This window comes from Bradyrhizobium sp. 33ap4 (genome assembly GCF_032654765.1).
Taxonomy (GTDB): domain Bacteria; phylum Pseudomonadota; class Alphaproteobacteria; order Rhizobiales; family Xanthobacteraceae; genus Bradyrhizobium; species Bradyrhizobium australafricanum.
In genome coordinates this window covers 1-20,747 of sequence record NZ_JAUMTJ010000054.1, presented here as the reverse complement: position 1 = coordinate 20,747, position 20,747 = coordinate 1, and the positions used below count along the sequence as shown (strand labels likewise).

18 protein-coding genes, 1 tRNA gene and 1 pseudogene are annotated in these 20,747 nt (G+C 62.6%); 6 read left to right on the top strand and 14 right to left on the bottom strand.

Features of this window, described 5'->3' with window-relative positions:
• Nucleotides 1-85: 85 nt before the first annotated feature.
• A complete protein-coding gene (locus Q2M23_RS32735; protein WP_253607656.1) occupies nucleotides 86-511 on the bottom strand; it encodes a YybH family protein in 426 nt (141 codons plus the stop codon).
• Between the two features lie 464 nt (nucleotides 512-975).
• The gene (gene nagA / locus Q2M23_RS32730) at nucleotides 976-2,151 is read right to left on the bottom strand and encodes an N-acetylglucosamine-6-phosphate deacetylase (protein ID WP_410469801.1); all 1,176 of its coding nucleotides are present in this window, start codon (nucleotides 2,149-2,151) and stop codon (nucleotides 976-978) included.
• 119 nt (nucleotides 2,152-2,270) lie between these two features.
• Between nagA and Q2M23_RS32725 the strand changes: the two genes are divergently transcribed.
• From Q2M23_RS32725 to Q2M23_RS32710, 4 genes are all read left to right on the top strand, one after another.
• The gene (locus Q2M23_RS32725) at nucleotides 2,271-3,209 is read left to right on the top strand and encodes a BadF/BadG/BcrA/BcrD ATPase family protein (protein WP_057020622.1); all 939 of its coding nucleotides are present in this window, start codon (nucleotides 2,271-2,273) and stop codon (nucleotides 3,207-3,209) included.
• A gap of 19 nt (nucleotides 3,210-3,228) precedes the next feature.
• Complete coding sequence (locus Q2M23_RS32720; RefSeq protein ID WP_076834258.1) at nucleotides 3,229-4,185, top strand: N-acetylmuramic acid 6-phosphate etherase; 957 nt, start codon at nucleotides 3,229-3,231, stop codon at nucleotides 4,183-4,185.
• 11 nt (nucleotides 4,186-4,196) lie between these two features.
• The gene (locus Q2M23_RS32715; RefSeq protein ID WP_225648897.1) at nucleotides 4,197-5,195 is read left to right on the top strand and encodes an SIS domain-containing protein; all 999 of its coding nucleotides are present in this window, start codon (nucleotides 4,197-4,199) and stop codon (nucleotides 5,193-5,195) included.
• 72 nt (nucleotides 5,196-5,267) lie between these two features.
• Nucleotides 5,268-5,435, top strand: coding sequence for a hypothetical protein (locus tag Q2M23_RS32710; RefSeq protein ID WP_156436544.1), 168 nt, complete (start codon nucleotides 5,268-5,270; stop codon nucleotides 5,433-5,435).
• Between the two features lie 20 nt (nucleotides 5,436-5,455).
• On the opposite strand, the gene tenA is transcribed toward Q2M23_RS32710, so the two are convergent.
• From tenA to Q2M23_RS32680, 6 genes are all read right to left on the bottom strand, one after another.
• Nucleotides 5,456-6,130, bottom strand: a complete 675-nt coding sequence (gene tenA / locus Q2M23_RS32705; RefSeq protein ID WP_092083090.1) for a thiaminase II — start codon at nucleotides 6,128-6,130, stop codon at nucleotides 5,456-5,458.
• A gap of 722 nt (nucleotides 6,131-6,852) precedes the next feature.
• Nucleotides 6,853-7,635 carry a C13 family peptidase gene (locus Q2M23_RS32700; RefSeq protein ID WP_316398267.1) on the bottom strand — a complete coding sequence of 261 codons (783 nt, stop codon included), beginning with the start codon at nucleotides 7,633-7,635 and terminating at the stop codon, nucleotides 6,853-6,855.
• A 140-nt stretch (nucleotides 7,636-7,775) separates the two neighbouring features.
• Complete coding sequence (locus tag Q2M23_RS32695) at nucleotides 7,776-8,543, bottom strand: DeoR/GlpR family DNA-binding transcription regulator (protein ID WP_076834264.1); 768 nt, start codon at nucleotides 8,541-8,543, stop codon at nucleotides 7,776-7,778.
• 151 nt (nucleotides 8,544-8,694) lie between these two features.
• Entirely contained in the window at nucleotides 8,695-9,693 is a 999-nt protein-coding gene (gene pdxA / locus Q2M23_RS32690; protein WP_057020626.1) for a 4-hydroxythreonine-4-phosphate dehydrogenase PdxA, read from the bottom strand.
• Nucleotides 9,690-10,997 (bottom strand): four-carbon acid sugar kinase family protein, encoded by a 1,308-nt coding sequence (locus tag Q2M23_RS32685; protein WP_168857131.1) that lies wholly within the window; start codon nucleotides 10,995-10,997, stop codon nucleotides 9,690-9,692. Before Q2M23_RS32685 ends, pdxA begins: the two co-directional genes overlap by 4 nt.
• A gap of 29 nt (nucleotides 10,998-11,026) precedes the next feature.
• On the bottom strand, nucleotides 11,027-12,067 hold the full coding sequence (locus Q2M23_RS32680) for a 2-keto-3-deoxygluconate permease (RefSeq protein ID WP_316398266.1): 1,041 nt from the start codon (nucleotides 12,065-12,067) through the stop codon (nucleotides 11,027-11,029).
• A 453-nt stretch (nucleotides 12,068-12,520) separates the two neighbouring features.
• On the opposite strand from Q2M23_RS32680, the gene Q2M23_RS32675 reads away from it, so the two are divergent.
• Entirely contained in the window at nucleotides 12,521-12,823 is a 303-nt protein-coding gene (locus tag Q2M23_RS32675) for a hypothetical protein (protein ID WP_316398265.1), read from the top strand.
• A gap of 458 nt (nucleotides 12,824-13,281) precedes the next feature.
• On the opposite strand, the gene Q2M23_RS32670 is transcribed toward Q2M23_RS32675, so the two are convergent.
• The 6 genes from Q2M23_RS32670 to Q2M23_RS32645 form a co-directional block, all read right to left on the bottom strand.
• Nucleotides 13,282-13,357, bottom strand: a tRNA-Lys gene (locus Q2M23_RS32670).
• A gap of 164 nt (nucleotides 13,358-13,521) precedes the next feature.
• Nucleotides 13,522-14,112, bottom strand: a complete 591-nt coding sequence (locus tag Q2M23_RS32665; RefSeq protein ID WP_028332421.1) for a Spy/CpxP family protein refolding chaperone — start codon at nucleotides 14,110-14,112, stop codon at nucleotides 13,522-13,524.
• 162 nt (nucleotides 14,113-14,274) lie between these two features.
• Nucleotides 14,275-15,558, bottom strand: a complete 1,284-nt coding sequence (locus Q2M23_RS32660) for a TRAP transporter large permease (protein WP_092090549.1) — start codon at nucleotides 15,556-15,558, stop codon at nucleotides 14,275-14,277.
• Nucleotides 15,558-16,130, bottom strand: coding sequence for a TRAP transporter small permease (locus Q2M23_RS32655; RefSeq protein ID WP_057020631.1), 573 nt, complete (start codon nucleotides 16,128-16,130; stop codon nucleotides 15,558-15,560). Before Q2M23_RS32655 ends, Q2M23_RS32660 begins: the two co-directional genes overlap by 1 nt.
• 320 nt (nucleotides 16,131-16,450) lie before the next feature.
• Nucleotides 16,451-17,455: a TRAP transporter substrate-binding protein gene (locus Q2M23_RS32650; RefSeq protein ID WP_028342401.1), complete on the bottom strand. Its 1,005-nt coding sequence runs from the start codon at nucleotides 17,453-17,455 to the stop codon at nucleotides 16,451-16,453.
• A 1,071-nt stretch (nucleotides 17,456-18,526) separates the two neighbouring features.
• Nucleotides 18,527-18,880 (bottom strand): DUF2200 domain-containing protein, encoded by a 354-nt coding sequence (locus Q2M23_RS32645; RefSeq protein WP_057020632.1) that lies wholly within the window; start codon nucleotides 18,878-18,880, stop codon nucleotides 18,527-18,529.
• Nucleotides 18,881-19,191: 311 nt separating this feature from the next.
• Between Q2M23_RS32645 and Q2M23_RS32640 the strand changes: the two are divergent.
• Nucleotides 19,192-20,141, top strand: a pseudogene (locus Q2M23_RS32640) (MBL fold metallo-hydrolase).
• The last annotated feature ends 606 nt before the right edge of the window (nucleotides 20,142-20,747 follow it).

Here is a 20,747-nt window from a genome sequence, read left to right as displayed (position 1 = left end):
GCCATGGGGCCCCGATCGCGCGCGCCTTCGACCGTGCATCAGCCAACTCAACGTAAGCGCGAAGCACAGCAATGAACAGAGTTGCCTAGTTGCCCTCGTTCCAGATGTCGGTGGTCAGCTTCCAATCATCGCCGACCTTCTCCCAAACCACGACATACTTTCCAGTCACATCCTTCGGTGTCGGTCCCTTGGTCTTGAGGGCGAACGTCCCAATCTCGCGCGCCGCGGTTGGGCCAAGGGGCTTAACGTCAAGGGTTGCGAGCTTCGGATCGCCAACTTGTTCCGCCATGCTTTTCCACATTGCCTCGATGGCTGATCGGCCGTGAACCATCGCGGTACCTGGCGGGAATGCGGTCGCATCCGTGCTGTAGAGTGACGCAACTCCCGAGAAGTCGCCCTTGTTGAACAATTCAATCCATTTCGCATTGATGGCCTCGATCTCGGCTTTTTGAGCTAACGCCGGTGCGGTAAACGAGATCACGAATGCAATCATCAAGGCTATGCTACGCATGATCATCTCCAAATATGTTCGATGCGAATGCAGGGCGGACGTTGACTTGACAAGAACCGGGTGCGTTGAATGAGGTATCCCAGACCGGGTTTGGCGCGCCAGCAATTCCGGGGAATTACCGTCAGCAACATTGACTAACCAGCGCAACGCGCGCCTTATGGTAGCAAGTGACTTCGCGCAATTTCTCACCAATTCTCAAGCCGGATGCTCGGCCAGTGTGAAGCCAATAGCGACGTCGCATCCCCGCTCTGGAATTATGGTGCGCTCGGAGGGCGTTCGCATTTGCTGCGATTGCAACAGCTTACTTGGAAGGATGAAGGGACAAGGCGCATTTTTCCCGGTCAGAGGTGCCTTTCCCACTGCCGTGCAGGTCCGGCGAGACTGCGCGCAACCGCGCGAATCTTCGCCGGTGTTTCAAGGCAGGCACCACCGTATTTCTGCACGACGATGGGCTGGTTGCGCATCTAACCTCGCTCGGAAGCCTTGTTCGCCTCGCCCATCGAACCAACACCGCCTATCCATGTACCAATGACCTCAAAGTTCGGATTAAAGGCGACAAGATCCGCGCGGTATCCGGGCGCGATCCGTCCAAGCTCGGACCCAAGGCCTAGAAATGCTGCGGGCGTCCGGGAAGCCATGATAAGAGCATCGACAAGGGAGATTCCGATAAGCGCAACAGCGTTGCGCACCGCCTCGATCATGGTGAGGTGAGCGCCCGCGAGCGTGCCATCCCGGTCAGTCAGGCGATTGTCGTGCAACGTGATCTCCCTTCCCTGTAGCAGGAATTGCCGGTCGCTCGTGCCCGCCAATGGCATGGCATCGGTAACCAGCATCAATCGATCGCGTCCCTTGCAGCGCAAGGCAACACGCAAGCCGACGCGGTCAACGTGGATGCCGTCGCAGATGATCCCTGCAAACAACCGGTCATCTCCCAGCGCGGCGCCCACCAAGCCCGGCTCTCGGGCGTTCAACTGCGACATGGCATTGAACAGATGGGTCACCCCCGAGACACCGCGATCGACCGCCTGCCCGATTTCGGCTGCGGTGGCGTCGCTGTGGCCGGCCGCGATACGCAATCCGGCGCCGATCAATTCATCGATCATGGACGCGGGCACGCATTCCGGGGCCAAGGTCACCATGGAGCGACCGCGGTCCCCGAAGCTTTTGATGGCGGCGAGATCGCGCCGATCGGGCACGCGTATCTCGGCTTCCGGATGAATGCCCTTGCGAGACCTGTTGAGGGCCGGACCTTCCAGATGAAAGCCGAGCACGCCAGGAATTTCGAGGCACGCCTGAGCTGCTACAGCCAATCGTTCGATGACCTCGCTTCGATCGGTGATGAGGGTCGGCAAACAGCCCGTGGTGCCGGTCTTGCGGTGCGCCTCGACGATGCGGCGAACGCCGGCCTCCGTTGGCTGGTCGTTGAGAAGAACGCCGCCGCCTCCGTTCACCTGAACATCGACGAATCCGGGTGCAAGTATCGCATCTCGGGGAAGGTGGATCGAGGCGCGCGCTTCCTCGGTAATGCCTTCGATCCGCCCCTGCGATATCCTGACCAACCCCGGCCCGCGCATGTCGGCACCGTCAAAGATGTGCTGCGCAGCAATCGAGAAAACCACGGAAGACCCAGCTTGGCCCATAAGTGCTGATCCGAGAATGGCAATCACGGACTCGTGAGGCGAGTCCCGTGTTGTACAGGTCCCAATATGTACACAACGGGCTTCAGGGACCCGGAGCTAAATCCTTGCGTTAACTTCTCATGGAAACAAAAGGTACCACCTATCTCGGCATCGATGGGGGCGGAACCCGCTGCCGCGCCCGGATCGAGGACGAAAACGGCAGGGTACTCGGTGAAGCAAGCTCGGGGCCTGCCACGACCCGGATTGGCTTCGACAGGGCCTGGCGGTCCATCATGGAGGCCACCGAAGCGGCGGCCGCACAGTCCGAACTGACGCGCGAGGATTTCGCGCGGATGCACGCCGGAATTGGCCTCGCCGGCATTGGTCGCCGGGGCGCGGAAGCGGCGCTCAAAGAGATCCCGCATCCCTTTGCGTCCGTTATCTTCATCAGCGATGGCCTAGCTGCCTGTGTCGGCGCCCATAGCGGCGCGGACGGGGCCATCGTGGTGGCCGGCACGGGCTCGGTGGGTGTTGGCCTGATTGGCGGCAGCGAGATCCGCATCGCCGGTTACGGCTTCCCGGTCTCGGACGAAGGCAGCGGCGCCGACATTGGCCTGCAGGTCGTTCGACTGGCGCTGCGGGCCGCGGATCGCCGCGGCGAGCTGACACCATTGCTTGCAGAGGTGCTGGGCGCATTCGATCAAGATCCTTATCAGGCCGTGGCGTGGTCTGAAGAAGCCCGGGCCACCGACTACGCCGCGTTCGCGCCGACCGTGATGCGGCATGCCAATCAGGGCGATCCGGTCGGCCGCCGCATTGTCGAACGCGCGGCCGATGCCATTGGCGATCTGCTTGATCTGTTCCTGGCTAAAGGAATTGACCGGCTCGCGCTGGTGGGCGGGCTCGCGGATGCGATTACGCCCTGGCTAACGCCTGACCTGCGCGCTCGCCTGAGGCGTCCTGACGCCGACGCAGCGGCCGGCGCGCTGCTTGTGGCCCGAGGGCGGCTCGACCTGCGCAAGCTGGACCCGCCCAAGAGAGAAACTGACCATGAACAGGCTTCGAAGTTCCGCGTTTGATGGTGCTTGGATCACCGATATGGCCACCGAAGAAGTCGATCCCAGATTTGCCGACCTTGATGCATGGTCGCTGACGTCAGCGATGGAAGCGATGTGGGAGGGCCAGCTTGCGGCGGTCGCCGCGATCGGCCATGCCCTTCCCGCGATCACCGCGGCAGCCGAAGCGGCCAAGACGGTGCTGGGCGACCGCGGGCGCATTGTATATATCGGCGCTGGCACGTCAGGCCGCGTGGCGGTCCAGGACGGCGCCGAGCTGACGCCGACCTTCGCTTGGCCCCGCGAGCGCGTCCGCTTCGTCGTTGCCGGCGGTGACAGCGCGTTCGTCACCAGCATCGAGGGCGCGGAGGACGATGTCGATGATGCAGTCACGCAGATCAGCGCCGCACGGCTCACGCCGCACGACGTGGTGATTGCGGTAGCCGCCAGCGGCACAACGCCGTTCACGGTCGCGGCGCTGCAGCAGGCAGGGTCTTTCGATGCGGTAACGATTGGTGTCGCCAACAATCCCGGCACCGCACTGCTGGCATTGGCAAAGTTTCCGATCCTGGTCGAGACCGGCCGAGAGCTGATCGCCGGCTCCACGCGGATGAAGGCGGGCACCGCGCAGAAGGTCGTGCTCAACCTGATCTCCTCAGGGATCATGCTGCGCCTTGGCCGGGTATATCGCGGCATGATGGTGAACATGCCGCCGACCAATGCCAAGCTGAAGCGGCGCGCCGAGGCCATGGTGGCGCAAATCGCGCGCTGTAATCCGTCGCACGCGGCACGCTCGCTCGAGCAGGCCGAGGGAGACATCAAGATTGCAGTCCTTCTGGCGCTCGGTGTCGACAGGGTTGATGCGGAGACCGTTCTGGAGAACTGTGACGGCAATCTTCGGCAAGTGTTTGTCGAGCTTGCCAAGAATCGTGACTCGCATCGTGACCGACTCCCAAAGGGAGCGGCGGGACGCGGGCGAGGCGGAGTGGTTGAGCCGTGACGACATCCGCGATGGCGAGCGAAATCGGGGAAAGCGCGGATGTTGTCGCTAACATTGTTCGCAGCCGACCCGCCATGCGCGACATCGCACAGCGGATTGGGATTGACTCCGCCCCTTTGTGCGTCGTGTGTGGTCGGGGAAGCTCCGGGCATGCCGGGGTTTTCTTGAGGTATCTTGTCGAGACGCGGCTTCGCCTTCCCGTTTCAGCAAGTGCTCCCTCGGTGATCACGGCATTTCGCACACCTTTGATGCTCCGCGATGCGCTGTTCATCGTAATCTCGCAATCGGGGCGCAGCCCGGATCTCGTCGCAGCGACCAGGTCGGCACGAGCCTCGGGCGCACGCACGATTGCCATCGTCAATGCGACGTCGTCGCCGGTGGCTGACGAAGCGGAATTCGTCGTTCCGATCGAAGCCGGCCAAGAACACTCCGTAGCGGCCACGAAGACCGTGATCGGCTCGATGGCCGCCAGTGCCGGACTGGTTGCCGAGCTGGCGCAAGATCGTGCGCTGCGGTCAGCCCTCGACCGGCTGCCCGAGCGCCTGCACCGCGCGCTGGCGCTCGACTGGTCGGAGATTGCCGATGATCTCGTCAAGGCATCAGCTGTGTTTGTGGCGGCTCGGGGCCTGGGCCTGGGCTCGGCGAGGGAGATCGCGCTCAAGCTTTCGGAAATCATGCGCCTGCCCTCCATCGGACTGAGCGCCGCCGAGCTGCAGCATGGGCCACGTGCCGCGCTATCGTCGCGCACGCCAGTTGTCATGATGCGCCTCATGGATGAAACGGCGGCCACGGTGGACGCACTGGCAGAGGAATTGCGCGAGCAAAAGATCGCGCTGCATCTCTGCGGCGGACCGCATGGCTCGCTGCCTTGGTTGGTCGAGGATGACCCCGCCACCGACCCGATCACCATGCTCGTTCCGGCCTACCGGATGATCGAGCAGGCGGCATGCGCGCGCGGATTTGACCCGGATCGTCCCCCTCGCCTGAGCAAGGTTACCGAGACGTTTTGACTGATCGCTGGCTGGCGACCAAAGCGGGAGCGACATCATCAAAACGTAACAAACGCGAGCAGAAGCGACCGAATGCGCGGCAAAGGCGACGAAGCTGATCGCTATTCTGCCGCTCATAACGGTCTGGTTGCAGGTTCGAGTCCTGCCGGACCCACCAAAATCATCAAAGAGAGCCCAATTGAGACCAAATCTGCGGATAGCTTTGCCAACAAATTCGAACCGATGACCTTCAGGTTATAAGCATGACAGTTTCCGAAGCGCTATTCGACACGCTGGCCCGCGCGCCAGCCCATCTCCCAGAAGTCTGCCTCGAGACGAGTAGCTTCCTTGAAGATCGCAATCAGCTCTGCCTCGCGGGCCGGGGTGGCGTAGAGATCAGCGAGACGTTCCAAGTGTGCTCCCGCTTTCGCCGCGACCTCTTGGTATGGCGCACCAGCGTACTCGGCAATCCACACGCGATAGGGGTTCGTCGCAGCGTTCGCATCGGGTTGTGCAGCCAGCCGCTTCGCGATCTCCGCGTACCCGATCACGCATGGGGCCAGCGCCACCTTGAGTGCCAGCAGATCGCCGCGCATTCCAGCATCCAGCACGTAGCGAGTATAGGCTAGCATCTCGGCCGCCGGAGGGGTCTGTTCAAGGTCGCTTGGGGACAGACCCCAACCGGCACAGAGTGTCACATGAAGGTTCATCTCGACATCAAGGATGGCCGAAAGACCGGCCGCTGCTTCACGCATGTCGGCAAGCTTGGGCGATTTGTAGACCGAGAGTGCGTAGGCGCGCGCGAACTCGATGAGGAACAAGTAATCCTGAGCAAGATAATAACGAAATGCCGGTTCGGCGAGCGAGCCGTCTGCCAATCCGTTCGTGAAGGGATGCTCGGTGTAGGCGCGCCACTCAGCAGATGCCTCTGTCTTTAGACGCTCCCAGAAACTCACGTTATGTTTCGCCTGGCTTGTCATGAACCGCTTTTGATTACTTCCCATAGCCTGCATTATGAGGCTGACCTTGGCCGGCCGCGGCGATCTGCCGGCACGCTGCCGTATGGAGGTCGCTTGCCGTCGATCGCTGGGCTTGAGTGCGTTCTCACGTTATCACCTACAGAACGCAACGTCCTGGTCCAAGATTCGACTACAGACAATCCGCACCAGTTTCGCGCCAATAACAACTCGCACGAAGGGCGGCGAACGTGGTCGAATTCGACGAAAAGGCAGGAAACTTAACAGCGGCGACGATTGTCCCACCGCTCATAACGGTCTGGTTGCAGGTTCGAGTCCTGCCGGGCCCACCAATGAGATCAATAGACTCACTTCGTTCTCGTTGCCCGCAGCGCGACGACCGCACCAGAAACCGCACCAGATACGTGCTGTTTTCGTTCACACCAAAGTTCGCAACGGCGTCAGGCAAGCTCACCTGCTGATGAGTGAACGTGACAGTGCCATCCACGATCCTCGCCTTCGGCCGACGGAGAGGCACCGACAGAAGCAGTCTCTCCCTTTGGCGGTGAAGTCGGCTATCTCCGGCAAAGCGGAAGTCAGCCATAACGCCAATCAAGTCCGCTAAGGGGCCCGTAGCAGACATGCGGCGCGATGCGGTGACCAGATCAACATGGACGAGGTTGACGGCACCCACCGGCGCCGGCCGCAAACGCGGCCGGTCCTCAAGGACGCGCAATGAGCAACGGCTGCACGTTTGCGCCGCCTGCCATCAGGGGATTCGACGGCTCGAAGCGAGCGCGCAGTTCTCGCTGCTGGACGAGCGAGCGTGCAACGACAAAGGCGTTCTTCAGGCTTCTGGCTTGCCGGAGTGCGATATTGAAAAAGGCGTTGCCGAAGTAGGTCCACTTGGCTTTGTCCCTACAGCCGAACGATGAATGGTCGGCATCGGCCGCGGTGATGACCAACGTATCGGGGTTCGCGAGACGAGGGATAAAGACCCCGGAATAACAGGCAGAGATGACCACCACCTTGTATCGCATGCCGGTCCGCCCCAACATGGCGGCGAGATGGGACGGCGTGAGCGTTTGCGTAAGCCGCCCGGCTTTGATTGCAAGCCCGTCGGGGGAGCCGTGCGAGGTGAGAATCAAGAACAGAACATCATTCTCGGCGTCCATCCCATTGGCCGCCGCCTGCAAGGACTTAGCCAGGCCTTCAATCGTTGCACCTCCGCCTTTCTTCGAATTGAATTGCACGTTGACTGGGCCGCTCCCGAAACGACCCGCTACGACCTGTGCTGCGCCGGTCGCCTCGCTTCTAAACACGCCCTGATCGCCGAAAAGGCCGAACGACACCACGCTCACCTTGCGAGCGTCCTCAACGGCGTGCACCGGCGAAGCCAGCGGCGCGACGGTCAAAGCAAAAGCGACGAGCGGCGCGCCAAGCCGGCTGATCCAAGAGCCGATCCAAGTGCCGTTCCAAGAACCACTCCAAGACTTGCACGCCATGGCGAACCTCGTTTGGTGATCGCCACCTAGCATATGGCGATTCAAGTTGACGGCATTGCGCCCCGGTTCAGCGATTCCTTACCGCAACCCCGCCTCGGTCGATATTTTTCTCCGATCACGCGAAAAATTGCGATGCCGGCTCAGCGAACGCCGGCAACGATCACGCGCGCTCCCGCGTCAGCGAGACGCTTGCACTGCTCCTCAGATGCGCCGACATCAGTCACCAGAGTCCAGCGCGGCGGCAGCGGCGCCCAGGCCATCTGTTCGGCGCGGCCGAGCTTGCTGGCGTCGGCGAGAACGATGACTTCCTTCGACTGCTGCATCATCAGCGACTTCAGTGCGACCTGTTCGAGATCCGCTTCGCACAGGCCACGGCCATTCACCACGCCGTCGGCGCTCATGACGGCGCGGTCCGCGGTCATGCGCCGCAACGCCTCATTGGCGAGCGGCCCCATGGTGCTCATGCTGGTGGTGCGCAGCGCGCCGCCCAACACCACAAGCTCTATGCTCGGAGCCTTGGCGAAGAAGGGCAGCAGCGCAAGATTGTTGGTGATGATGCGCAGCCGCCGATGCTGCAGCAGTCGGCCGAAGGCTGCGACCGTCGAGCCGGCATCGAGAATCAGCGTGTCGCCATCCTCGATCAGATCGATCGCCGCGCGCGCGATCGCCTGCTTCTGTTTGCCCTGAACCGCGAGGCGCTGCTCGAGCGTCGTCTCGTTCGCGTGGGCGGTGAGAATGGCGCCGCCATAGGTGCGGCGCACGGCATTGTTCTTGGAAAGATGCTGCAAGTCGCGCCGCACGGTGGAAGCGGAAACGTCGAAGCGCCGCGCGAGATCGTCGACATCGATCTCTCCCGCGTTCAGTGCTTCCAACAGACGAGCGTGACGCTCCTTGCTGCGCATCGACATCGAACCTCAGCCCCCGGATTCATTGCCGTCAGCCGAGCTCGACCGTATCGGCTTCGCGGCACGGCCGATGGATACCACGATGCATCGGCCGCGCAATGTCTGCGCTTAACGCGCATCTCGCTCCTCATCCTGAGGAGCCCGGGCAGCCCCCTCAAGCCGCCTTCTTCGGCGCGAGATCGACCGCCTGCCGCAGCGCTTCGATCAGGCTGCGCTCGTCGGCGATGCCCTTGCCCGCGATGTCGAAGGCGGTCCCGTGATCGACCGAGGTGCGGATCACCGGCAGACCAACAGTGATGTTCACACCGGCTTCCAGCCCCAGCACCTTGATGGGTCCATGGCCCTGATCGTGATACATCGCGACCACCATGTCGTAGTCGCCGCGGCCGGCCAGGAAGAACAGCGTGTCGGCAGGCAGGGGGCCGTGCACGTCCCAGCCCTTGCGCTGACAGGCTTCCACGGCCGGCGCGATCTTCGCGGCTTCCTCGCCGCGACCGAACAACCCGTTCTCGCCGGCATGCGGATTGATGGCGCAGACGCCGATCTTCGGATTGGCGACGCCGGCGCGCACCAGCACGTCATGCCCGCGTGCGATGACACGCTCGACGAGGCCGGGCTCGATCTTCTCGATCGCATCGAGCAGGCCGATATGCGTGGTCACGTGAATGACGCGGAGTTTCGGCGACACCAGCATCATCGATACTTCCGGCGTGCCGGTCAGATGCGCCAGGAGCTCGGTATGGCCGGGATATTTGTGGCCGGCCGCATGCAGCGCTTCCTTGGAAAGCGGCGCGGTGCAGATGCCCTGCGCGAGCCCTGCCTGCACCACCTGCACGGCTTTCTCGATGTAGCGATATGCCGCCTCACCTGCCGTCGCCGACACCTTGCCGAACGGCAGATCGTCCGGCACCAGCTTCAGGTCAACGCACTGCACGGCCTTCGACGCAAAATTCGCCTGCTTCGCGTCGCTCAACGCATCGACCTCAAGCGGCACGCCGACGATCTGACCGGCCTTGCGCAGACGGTTGGAGTCGCCGATCACCAGCGCATTGCAGATCGCCCGCACCTGCGGCTGCGCCAGCGCCTTCATGATCACCTCGGGCCCGATACCGGCCGGATCTCCCATGGTGATCGCAATGGTCGGACGAGTCATATGAAACTTCCTCTGGTTCGGACGGCGCGAAGCCGCTCGCTGATGCGGATGAGGCTGTTCTCGTCACCGAACGCGCCCGCTTTGGTGGCGATCGGAACAGACAATCGGCCAAGAGTAAGGCCGAGCGATACGCCCGGCTCGATTTCGTCGGCAAGACGGATACCGTTGACACCGAAGCGCGACAGCATCGCCGCGGCGGTTTCGCCGCCGGTCGCAGCGAAGGCGCCGATCGCGGGTGCGACGGCCTCAAGAGCGTCGGCGAGCCCCTTGGCGAGCTGCGGGCCGAGCGACATGTCGGGGTGATCATCCATCATGATCTCAACCAGTGTATCGCCGCCGCCGGCAAGTCGTTTCATCACGTCCGCGGCGAGCGCCGCCCGGCCGGCACCATCGTTGAGCAGCGTTTCCGGCGCGACCGGGAAATGCGCCACGGTGCCGGTCGCCTCCAGCTCGCGCGCGGCGGCGCGAGATGCGCCGGCGAGCGAGCCCACCACGATCAGGGTGCCGGATGCGCTCGTGGGAATGCGCAGCGGCTCGACGGCATGGCTGACTTCGAGGCCGGCCAGCGCATGCGCGAGGCCGGCGCTGCCGATGAAGAACGTTGCGGGCGATGCATGCAGGCTCGCCTCCGCGATCAAACGCAGATCGTGTTCAGTCTCGGCGTCACAGGCCGCGACCACGTCGCCCTCCCAGGCGAGCCTCGCGAACGTGGCTTTGAGATCGCCACCGCGCACGGCAGCGAGCTTGACCTTCTCACCGCGAACGCCCGCGGTCGCGAGAACGTCGACAAGATCGGCATTCGGGTAGGTGTGGTCGCGGTGCCAGACCTCGGCCTCCTCGAGGGGGCGGCCTCTGACCAGGATACGCCCGTCGATGGTGGTCCGGCCGGTGGCCGGAAAGGCCGGCGCGAACACGCCAAGGGCCGGACCCGACCGTGACTTGAGATGCGCAAGCGCGGCGGCAGTCTCCGCTGCAGGTTGCCCCCGCAGCGTCGAGTCAATCTTCTTGAAAAGAATACGTCCGTCTTCGCAAAGGCGCGCCAGCACATCGGCATGGCGGGCTGCAGCGGCCTCGGCCGAAAGGCCTCGACTCGCGGCATCGTAGGCCAGGACGGGCAGCTGGTAGCCCGACGCGTCGGTCACCTCACCCCACGTCACCGCAGCCGCACGCCCCCTTCTGCCGAAGGCGATCGCACAGTCCGCGGCACCGGTGAGATCGTCAGCGACGATCAGCCAGCTTTGGCTTGACGCGTTTTCTTGACGCGAACCGGTATCCACTTCGCTCGAAAACGCTTTAGGGGCCATCTTCAGCGACCTGCTTCAGTGACTTTGCCTCAGTGACTTGCCTCAGTGACAACCGAGCGCGCCGCGGGGGTCATCTTGCCGGCAGAAGCCACGTTGTTCTCTTCTGCAGGCTCCTCGACGTCGCGACCAACAAAGCGGGCTGTCCAGGCGGTGACGATCGGCACGAGGATTGCGGTAACCACGACGCACGCCGCGACGAGGATAGTCGCCGGCCGCGCCGCGTCCGCATAGGCTGGATTCGCCGCGGCGACAATCGCCGGGACGGCCGCCGCATTACCGGCCGTCGAGGCCGCCGCAACACCCGCGACACCATTCCCGCCAGTGATGCGATCGGCGAGGAACAGCGGAATGCCGGTCACAACCACCACGGCCACTCCCATGCCGAGGCCGAGCAGGCCGGCCTGCCAAACCTTCGACAGATCGAGGCCGGCGCCGAGCGCGAAGGCGAAGAACGGGATCATCACAGGCACCGCGCGGCTCAGGAAGTCGCGCATCTCTCTGTCGAGATTGCCGATGATCATACCCACCACCAGAGGCAGGATAGCGCCCACGAGGGTCTGCCATGGAAATGCCGAGAGGCCGGCGACGCCCAAAGTGATCATGGTGAGGAAAGGACCGCTCTCCAGCGACATGACGGTATAGGCGCCGACGTCACGCGGACGTCCATATTGGCCCATCAACGCCATATAGAGACCGCCATTGGTGTCGTTCATGGCGGCGACGATCGCGAGCGTCGAGACACCCGCGAACATGCCAGCTGCGACCGGAGTCTCTCCCAAAATGCGGCCGAAGATCAGGCCGAGGACAACGGCCACGCCAACCTTCACGATCAGCAGGGTGCCGCCCTTCTTCACAATATAGGGGGTCGCGCGGAAGTCGATGCTCGCGCCCATGCAAACGTAGAACACGGCGAGAATTGTCAGCGCGCCAGAGAACAGTGCGCCGGTGAATGAGCCAAAAAACTTCGGGGTATCGGGAAAGAAGGTCGCAATAAGCGCCCCGACCAACAGAGGGACCACCATCATCCCGCCCGGCACGCTCTCGATCGCCCGCTTAATTGGAACCTGCATTTCTGTTGTCCTCCCGCACACCGCGCACTTCCGATCATTTTGCGCGTTTTGCTATAAAAACGAGCAAACGGTGGCCATATATGCTCATATCGCGCAGTATTCAAGACCTATTGCGCATTTTGCGCAAAACGACCCGATCATTCGCTCCGTCAGATGCGATTGATTTTGCTCGCGGGAGAATGCCAGGGAATTGGGTCATGAGAGGTTGGGCATGGTGCTCATCGCGCAGATGCTCGAAACGCTTACTTGGGGCAACACCCACCGAAGCCCCGACCGTCGCATGCTTCGGCCGCAAGGGTGCCCGGCCGGGCCCTCGCCCGCAGGCGGGACACCGCCTCGGCCAGCGGAACGTCGGCCTGTAAGTCGTCGCGCTCGCGCAGGCTCTCTTCGGGCGCTAGTACGAAACCTCCCAAGACCGCTCTGAGATTGCCTCGGTATTGCAGGCGAAAGCCGTTGCGCAACGGCCGATGGGCCTACTTCTTCGAGCCTCCAACGTGGGCACGTGCGCAAGGGTGTCACGTCAAGGCGAAGGGACTCGGTGAGAACTACAATGCGGCCGTTGAGCGCGCCGAGTACGTTCTTCTGCCGGCCTTCGACAGCTGGCGGTCTCACGGGCTGACGGAGTGGTTGCAGAGCGAGGAGCATGTCGTCGGAGCTTTTGAGATTTCGCACTACCGCCCCAAGGAGCGGCCCAATAGCGTGAAGTTCGTGCATCCGAAGAAACGGCGAGGAAGCCTGGTGGCCGCTTTTCGATGATCGGGCGAATCACTTTTCCCCGAACTGATGGCCGAGCTCAATGCCATCAAGCAGGTCACGGTTTCGGGTCTGGTCTTCAGGCGCGATCACGCGCACCGCAAGTCGCGTACTCCGCCACCGTGGATACTGAGCGCACGGACCTCCGCTACCTGCGCAGCGTCGTGAAGGACATTGTCGCCGCGGCCGGCATTTGATCCGAGCTTTCATTCACCTCGTTCCGCCACGGCGGCTTCACCGAGGGTGCCGACAGCGACCTGACCGACGCGGAACTGCGCGCAGCCGGCCGCCACAGGTCTGCACGGCAATTGCCGATCTATGCAAAGCGGACCCGTAAACAGCTGATCTCGGGGACCCGGAAGCGCCGCGAGAAGCGAACAAAAGCAGCCGGTTTGTCGGAATAGACGCGGCCGTTTGTCGGAATGACAACTACGAGGGCTAACCTAAGCTATTGAAAAGCTTGGTGGGCGCACCAGGGCTCGAACCTGGGACCCGCTGATTAAGAGTCAGCTGCTCTACCAACTGAGCTATGCGCCCGGAACTTGTCCGGAAATGACCCTCGCAAGAGAGCGGTCGTTTAGCAAAGCGATTCCCCGATGTCCAGCAAGCTCAAGCAAGTTTTCCCGACTTTCTGACAACCGAAAGGCCGCCGGAATCCGGCGGCCTTTCATAGACTTGGCGAGGGTGCCGGCGGACAGCGCTCAGAGCCGGCCGGAGCGCTCCTGATCAGGGCCATCGTCGCGGTCGAAACGGTCGTGATCGAAGCCGCGGCCGCCGCGCTCCCAGCGGTCCATGCCGCGCTCTAGGCGGTGGCGGCGCCAGCCTTCGGCGCCGAAGCCGCGCCCTTCCATATGGGTCAGCATGCTCAGCCGCCGCTTCTGGTTGTCGTCGAGCGTCTTGTAGAGCGGGTCGGCGGCATCGGCGATCTTCGTCAGCGACGTCGCGGTCGCCGCCATGTTGCCGGCGCGCTCGCGCAGGCGAGCGACCGGATCATCCGGCTTCTGCGACTTGTCCGCATCGGTCTTCTCGGCGGCCATCCGCGCATTGGCACGATCGAGCCGCATCTTCGCGAAGTCGCGCACCGCGGCCTCAACCGGCGGCCACAGCTTCTCCTGATCGGCGTTGAGCTTCAGCCCGGCGTGGACGGCGGCGATCCGCGCGTCGAGGAAGGCGGCCCGATCCTCGGGGCTCATCCGCATATGGCCGTGGAACCAGGGACGATGCTGGGCATAGACCGCGGTCGAACCGGCAATCGTGAGCGCCGCGATGCCGGCGAGCAGAACTTTCTTCATACGAACCTCCTTTGAAGGTTGCTCGAAGATGATGCCGCCCGCCCGCGCCTTCAACTTACGGATTGGACAGAGAGAGCTCTGTTACCAAGATGTAATCCGCTTTCATTGCACCGCAGAAACATCCAAGGCGCGAGGTCGCGCTTTGGATGTCTGTTGTTTGCGCTAGATCATGCCGAGCAAGCGCGGCAGCCACAGCGAGATCTCCGGCACGTAGGTGATCAGGCCGAGGAACACCAGCATCGCGCACAGCCATGGCAACACCGAGATGGTGATCTCGCTGATGCCCATCTTGGCGATACTGCTCGCAATGTAGAGGTTGAGCCCGACCGGCGGGTGGCACAGCCCGACCTCGGTGTTGACGATCATCAGGATGCCGAGATGCACCGGGTGCACGCCGAGCTTGGTCGCCAGCGGAAACAGGATCGGCGCCATGATCAGGAGGATCGACGACGGATCCATCACGTTGCCGGCGAGCAGCAGGATGATGTTGACGACGAGCAGGAACATCCAGACCGAGAAGTTCTTGTCGATGATCCAGGCCGCCATCTCCTGCGGGATCTGCTCGTGCGTCATCAGGAACGAGAACAGCACCGCGTTGGTGATGATGTAGAGCAGCATCGAGCTCATGCTCGCCGCCTGCAGCAGCACCTTCGGCACCTCGGAGAGCTTCAGCTCCTTGTAGACGAATACGGTGATGAAGAAGGCGTAGGTCGCGGCGACCGCTGCGGCTTCGGTCGGCGTGAAGATGCCGCCATAGATGCCGCCGAGCACGATCACGATCAGCAGCAGGCCCCAGATGCTTTCGCGGAACGCCGTGAACTGCTGGCCGATGGTCGCGCGTGGCATCTTCGGATAGCCGTTGCGCTGTGCGACGAAGAAAGTCACCGCCGCCAGCATCAGCGCGAGCACGACGCCCGGCACGATGCCGGCCATGAACAGCGCGCCGATCGAGGTGTTGGTGGAGACGCCGTAGAGCACCAGGATGATCGAGGGCGGCACCAGGATGCCGAGCGCGCCCGAGGTCGAGATCACGCCGACGCCGAACCGCTTCGGATAGCCGTGATCGACCATCGCCGGCATCATGATCGAGCCGATAGCAACCACGGTGGCGACGCTCGAGCCCGAGATCGCCGCGAACATCGCGCAGGCCGCGACGCCGGCCAGCCCAAGGCCGCCGGGCAGATGTCCGACCAGCGAGGTGGTGAACGCGATCATGCGCCGCGCGACGCCGCCGCGGGTCAGGAAGGTGCCCGCCAGGATGAAGAACGGGATCGCCATGATGCCGAAATTGTCGAGGCCCGAAAACAGCTTCAGGCCGACGCTCTCGATCGGCACCTCGGTCATGGTGAACAGGAAGGTGAGCACGGTAAGGCCGAGCGAAATCGAGATCGGCATGCCCGTCAGCATCAGGGCAAACAGCAGTCCGAAAATAAGTGCGGCGCTCATCACGCTTCTCCAAGCGCGACGGGCGCGGTCTTGCTGGTCTCGACGCCATCGACATGGGAGGCGTCATGGTGCGGCAGGTCGTCGGTCCACCAGTAATTCCAGCACACCTGCAGGAAGCGGAAGCACATCAGATAGGAGCCGAGCGGGATGCAGGCGTAGACGATCCAGCTCGGGATCTCGAGATCCGGCGAGACCTGGTCGGTATGCATCAATTCGAACACGAATTTGGCACCCATGGTGCCGACGATCCCTGTGAATAGCGCGCCGCCGAGCAGGCCGAAGGTGATGGTGCGCTTGCGCCAGAAATCGTTGAGGCGGTTGATCAGGACGTCGACGCCGACATGGACGCCGGCGCGCACGCCATAGGCGGCGCCGAACTTCGCCATCCAGATGAACATGTAGATGCAGAGTTCCTGCGACCAGGCGAGATTGATGCCGAACAGGTACGGATAGAGCACGGGAACGTCGACCAGAAAACGGTGCACGACCGTGACGAAGGTCAGCAGCGTCGCGGCCCCCATCAGGCTCGCGATGATGATTTCCTCGAGCCGGTCCAGAATTTTAAGCAGCATTGATCTCCCCTGTCATGGCCTGATGCGGCAACCGGCCACGGCACCCTGGCCGCGACCTCACGCGGCCGCGGCGTTCACTATGTTTGCGGTTCAAGTCCCGCGTGACTGTTGCCGTCGATCGGAGCTGCCTCCGATCTACCTCGCCCCGCGTGCGGGGAGAGGTCGAAATTCAAGCGCAGCTTGAATTTCCGGTGAGGGGGAGCTTCCGCGAGCACATCTGGAGCCGCGTTCGCGGAGAAGGCCCCTCACCCCAACCCTCTCCCTGCAAGAACCGGGAGAGGGAGCTCGTCTGGCATCGCCTCAGCGGCGAAGCATCGCAGCTAGTTCATCGGGCTGCGGCCGGTTTCCTTGAGGAATTCGTCGATCAGCGGCTGGCCGACGCGCGAGGCAACGTCCTTGTAGACCGGCATCATTGCCTTGCGCATCGCCTCGTCCTGCTCCGGCGTCAACGCGACGATCTCGGTCTTGCCGGCCTTCTTGATCTCGGCGAGCGCGTCGTCGTTTTCCTTGGCCGACTGGCTGTTGCCGAACTCGGTGGCTTCCTTCATTGCCTTGGAGAGCTGCTCGCGGATATCGGCCGGCAGGCCGTCCCAGAACTTCTTGTTCACGACCACGACGTAGCCGATGTAGCCGTGATTAGTGACGGTGGCGTACTTCTGCACCTCATGCATTTTCTGGGTGTAGATGTTCGACCAGGTGTTCTCCTGGCCGTCGACCACGCCGGTCTGCAGCGCCTGGTAGACGTCGGAGAATGCCATCACCTGCGGGATCGCGCCGAGCGCGCGGAACTGGGCTTCCAGCACCTTCGACGACTGGATGCGGAACTTGAGCCCCTTGTAGTCGGCGGGCGCGACCAGCTTCTTGTTCGCGCTCATCTGCTTGAAGCCGTTGTCCCAATAGGCGAGACCGGTCATGCCCTTGGAATCCAGCTTCTTGAGCAGCTGGGCGCCGAGCGGCCCGTCGGTGACCTTCCGCAGCGACTTCAGGTCGGGCAGGATGTAGGGCAGATCGAAGACTTCGAATTCCTTGATGCCGATCGGGCCGAACTTCGAGTTTGACGGCGCCAGCATCTGCACCGCGCCGAGCTGCAGCGCCTCGAGCTCTTCCTTGTCCTTGTAAAGCGTCGAGTTCGGGTAGACCTCGACCTTCACCTTGCCGCCGGTGTACTTCTCGGCGAGTTCCTTGAACTTGTCGGCCGCCTTGCCCTTCGGCGTATCCGAGGCCACCACGTGGCTGAATTTGAGAACGATCGGCGACTGCGCCGCCGCAGGCCCGACAAAGGTCAAAGCCGCGATCGACGCCGCAGCCAATATGAGTTTACGCATGTTTCCTCCCGCGTAATTGCGGAGCGCGAATACCGGCCCCGAGACATCCGGTCGCACCATTACAGACAAGCAAAGACGATTGCCATTGCCCCTTTAGCAGGGGCCAATTGCACCATTGCTGCACTGCAAAATTCGATGCGGCGGTATCCCCTTCGGCTCTTGCGACCGTTCAATGACACCGCCCGCACGCTGTGCCCGGCCAAGGCAATGAGGTCAATGCGAGGTTTGGCAATGGCGGGTTCGCCGGGCGCGAATGCTGCGCGTGTTTCTTGCCGGCTGTCGCCCTGCGAAAACAGAGATCCATACGCCGCGGCAAATCTTGCAGATGTGACTCTTCGTTGTCGTCCTGGCGAAAGCCGGGACCCATCACCACCGCATTTGATTGTGAACGAGGTCGTTGCCCCAGCATCGCGCAACAAGTCTCATTTGGGGTAATGGGTCCTGGCTTTCGCCAAGACGACACTGAATGTGTTGGACCACGTGTGGCTCATGCTTCCGCAGTCTCGCGGCGCATTGCGTCCGAGCTTTGCATCTTGTTCCGCCCTCACCTCAATCAGAGGGCGCAGGGAAAGCCGGGTGCCGATCGCACCCATGGGCCCCGAGCAATGGGTAGAAAGCTCGGGGGTAGGACCACAGGTGTAACCGGAAACAACCCGGCTTTCCCTGCGCGATGGGCTACGGCTTACTTCGTGCTCTCCCCGGCGAGACTGGGCTTGGTTGTCACCGTCTTCGCAACGCGCACTGCGCAATCGGAAAAGACACCTGCCGCTAGGGCGTCAGGACCACACGACTTCACCGTCCGCCTCATGCACGTTCGTCAACTGCGCAATCGGCGTCCACCGCATCTCGACCCACGTTCGTGACGACCGCGAAGCGCCCCTCGTGTCGGGTGAGACGGGCAGACCATACACCGAGCCACGCTTCGGATAAAGCGAAATATTTTTGCTGCGAAGGCTTGCGCCGTCGGGCAACTCAGTGGTAGCGGCCCTCCCCGGTCCTTTCGTCATTGCGGGCGACGCACCAGCGTCCGGTGTCGCCTCGCCGAGCGAACGGAATCCAGTCGATCAGGCGTCATTCCCTCCGCAAAATTTTATCCATGGCCTTTCCACGCGCCAGCTCATCGATCAGTTTATCCAGGTAACGAATTTCCCGCATGGTCGGCTCTTTGATTTCCTCAACCCTGACACCGCACACCATGCCCTTGATCAAGGCCCGCGATGGATTCATTTCAGGCGCCTTTGCGAAGAACGTTTCGAAGTCGGTTTGTTTTTCCAACTGAGCTTCCAGCTCCTTCGAACCGTAGCCGGTCAACCAGGAGATCACCTGATCAACCTCCGCTTTGGTGCGTCCCTTCTTCTCCGCTTTCGCGACATAGAGCGGGTAAACGCTTGCGAAGCTCGTTGTATAGATCCGATGCTTGGCCATGAATTGCTCCGAACGTTCGTATTCCGGGGTCTCGACGAGGAGGTATTAGTCCTGGGTTGAACCGGCTTCGCCAATCCGAAGTCTCGCACGTGGCTAGGGGCATGGCGATGGCCTGCTGCCTCCCGTTTCGTCCCCAGCGCTCGCGTGCGGCGGCCCGCATGCGTTGGCAGCAATCGCTCTACAGCGACGGCAACCGCTCTGGGGCGGCGCCCCACCCGATCCGTTAGATCACCACCATGTCCAATCCACGGGCGGAAACAATGCGGCCCGCCGGGATCGAACATCAGGATCGAACGCAGGAGTTTTCAACGATGAACCAGATGATCCGCAATACTCAGCAAGCATGAACCTCGACAATGTCTCGCACGCCGGTCAGCCGGGGCCAAACGAGTTGGTGCCATCGCGCTACGCGCTGAAGATCGGCGAGATCGACGTGCTGGTCGTCAGCGACGGGGTGCTGCCGCTGCCGACCAAGATGCTGGCGCACAATGCCGAGCCGGCCGTCCGCGCGGCCTGGCTGGACGACATGTTCCTGCCGCCGGACGCGTTCGACTGGGCGCTGAACGTGGTCGTGGTGCGAAGCGGCCGGAAAACCATCCTCGTCGACGCCGGGCTGGGGTCGGACCCGGACCTGCACCTGCCGAAGGCCGGGCAGACGGTCAAGCGACTGGAGGCGGCCGGCATCGATCTTGGGTCCGTGACCGACGTGGTGCTGACCCACATGCACATGGACCACGTTGGCGGGCTGCTCGTCGAGGGCGTGAAGGATCGGCTGCGTCCGGACCTGCGGATCCATGTGGCGGCTGCCGAGGTCAAGTTCTGGGAGGCGCCCGATTTCTCCCGCGTCTCGATGCCGCCGGGTTTCCCCGACGCGCTTCGTGCGACGGCCAAGCGGTTCAGGAAGGAATACCAGAGCCAGCTGCGGCTGTTCGACGAGGAGCACGAGGTGGCGCCCGGAGTGGTCGTCCGTCGCAGCGGCGGCCACACTCCCGGCCACAGCGTCGTTCGTCTGGCGTCCGGCGGCGACCGGCTGACATTCGCCGGTGACCTCGTGTTCGCGGTCGGGTTCGAGCACCCCGAATGGCACAATGGCTTCGAACACGATCCCGAAGAGGCGGCCCGCGCCCGGATCAGTCTGTTGCGGGAACTGGCGGCGAACCGCGAGTTGCTGGTTGCCACGCATATGCCGTTCCCGTCCGTCGGACATGTCGCGGTCGAGGGTGACGCCTTCCGTTGGGTGCCGGTGTTCTGGGACTACTGAGACCTTGTCGAGTTAGAGCCGAACCGGGGCGCGTACTCATATCGATCATGGGGGCGGGCTCCGGCTTCCGCGCGGCCCTTCTGAGCAAAGGTCGGCTACGGTCCACAAGCAGTCATTCAAGCCGGCCGAGAGCGAATTAGCTTGCCTTGCTTTGAGTCCTTTTGCACTCTCAGGCAAAGGAGGCCGATGCATGAAGATAATGACCGTCGCGTGCGCTCTCGGAGCGGCCCTCGTGCTGTGCAACCTCGGGACGTCTGGTGCTGAAGCCCGGGCGCGGAAGGCACAAGTCGTTCATGAACCAAGGAGGGTCATTATCCCGACGCCCGTGATAAGGCCAACTCCGTGGGACTATTATATTGTTCCACGATATCAATATCGCCCTGAAGACGACCGGGTCGATCCATACGCCCCGCCCCTGGTGTCGTCGTGGCGCCTCTATGAGGCGTGGCGGTGGCCATACTGGTGGTGAACAGCGATCGCGCCAAACAGATCGCAATCCGAGTGGTGATCGTCCCCTGACGGACGGGGACTAGTGTGCTGAATGCGAAGTTCGTGCGATTTCGCGGCAGCCACTTTCACGAACTTCGCATTCATAAAGCACACTAG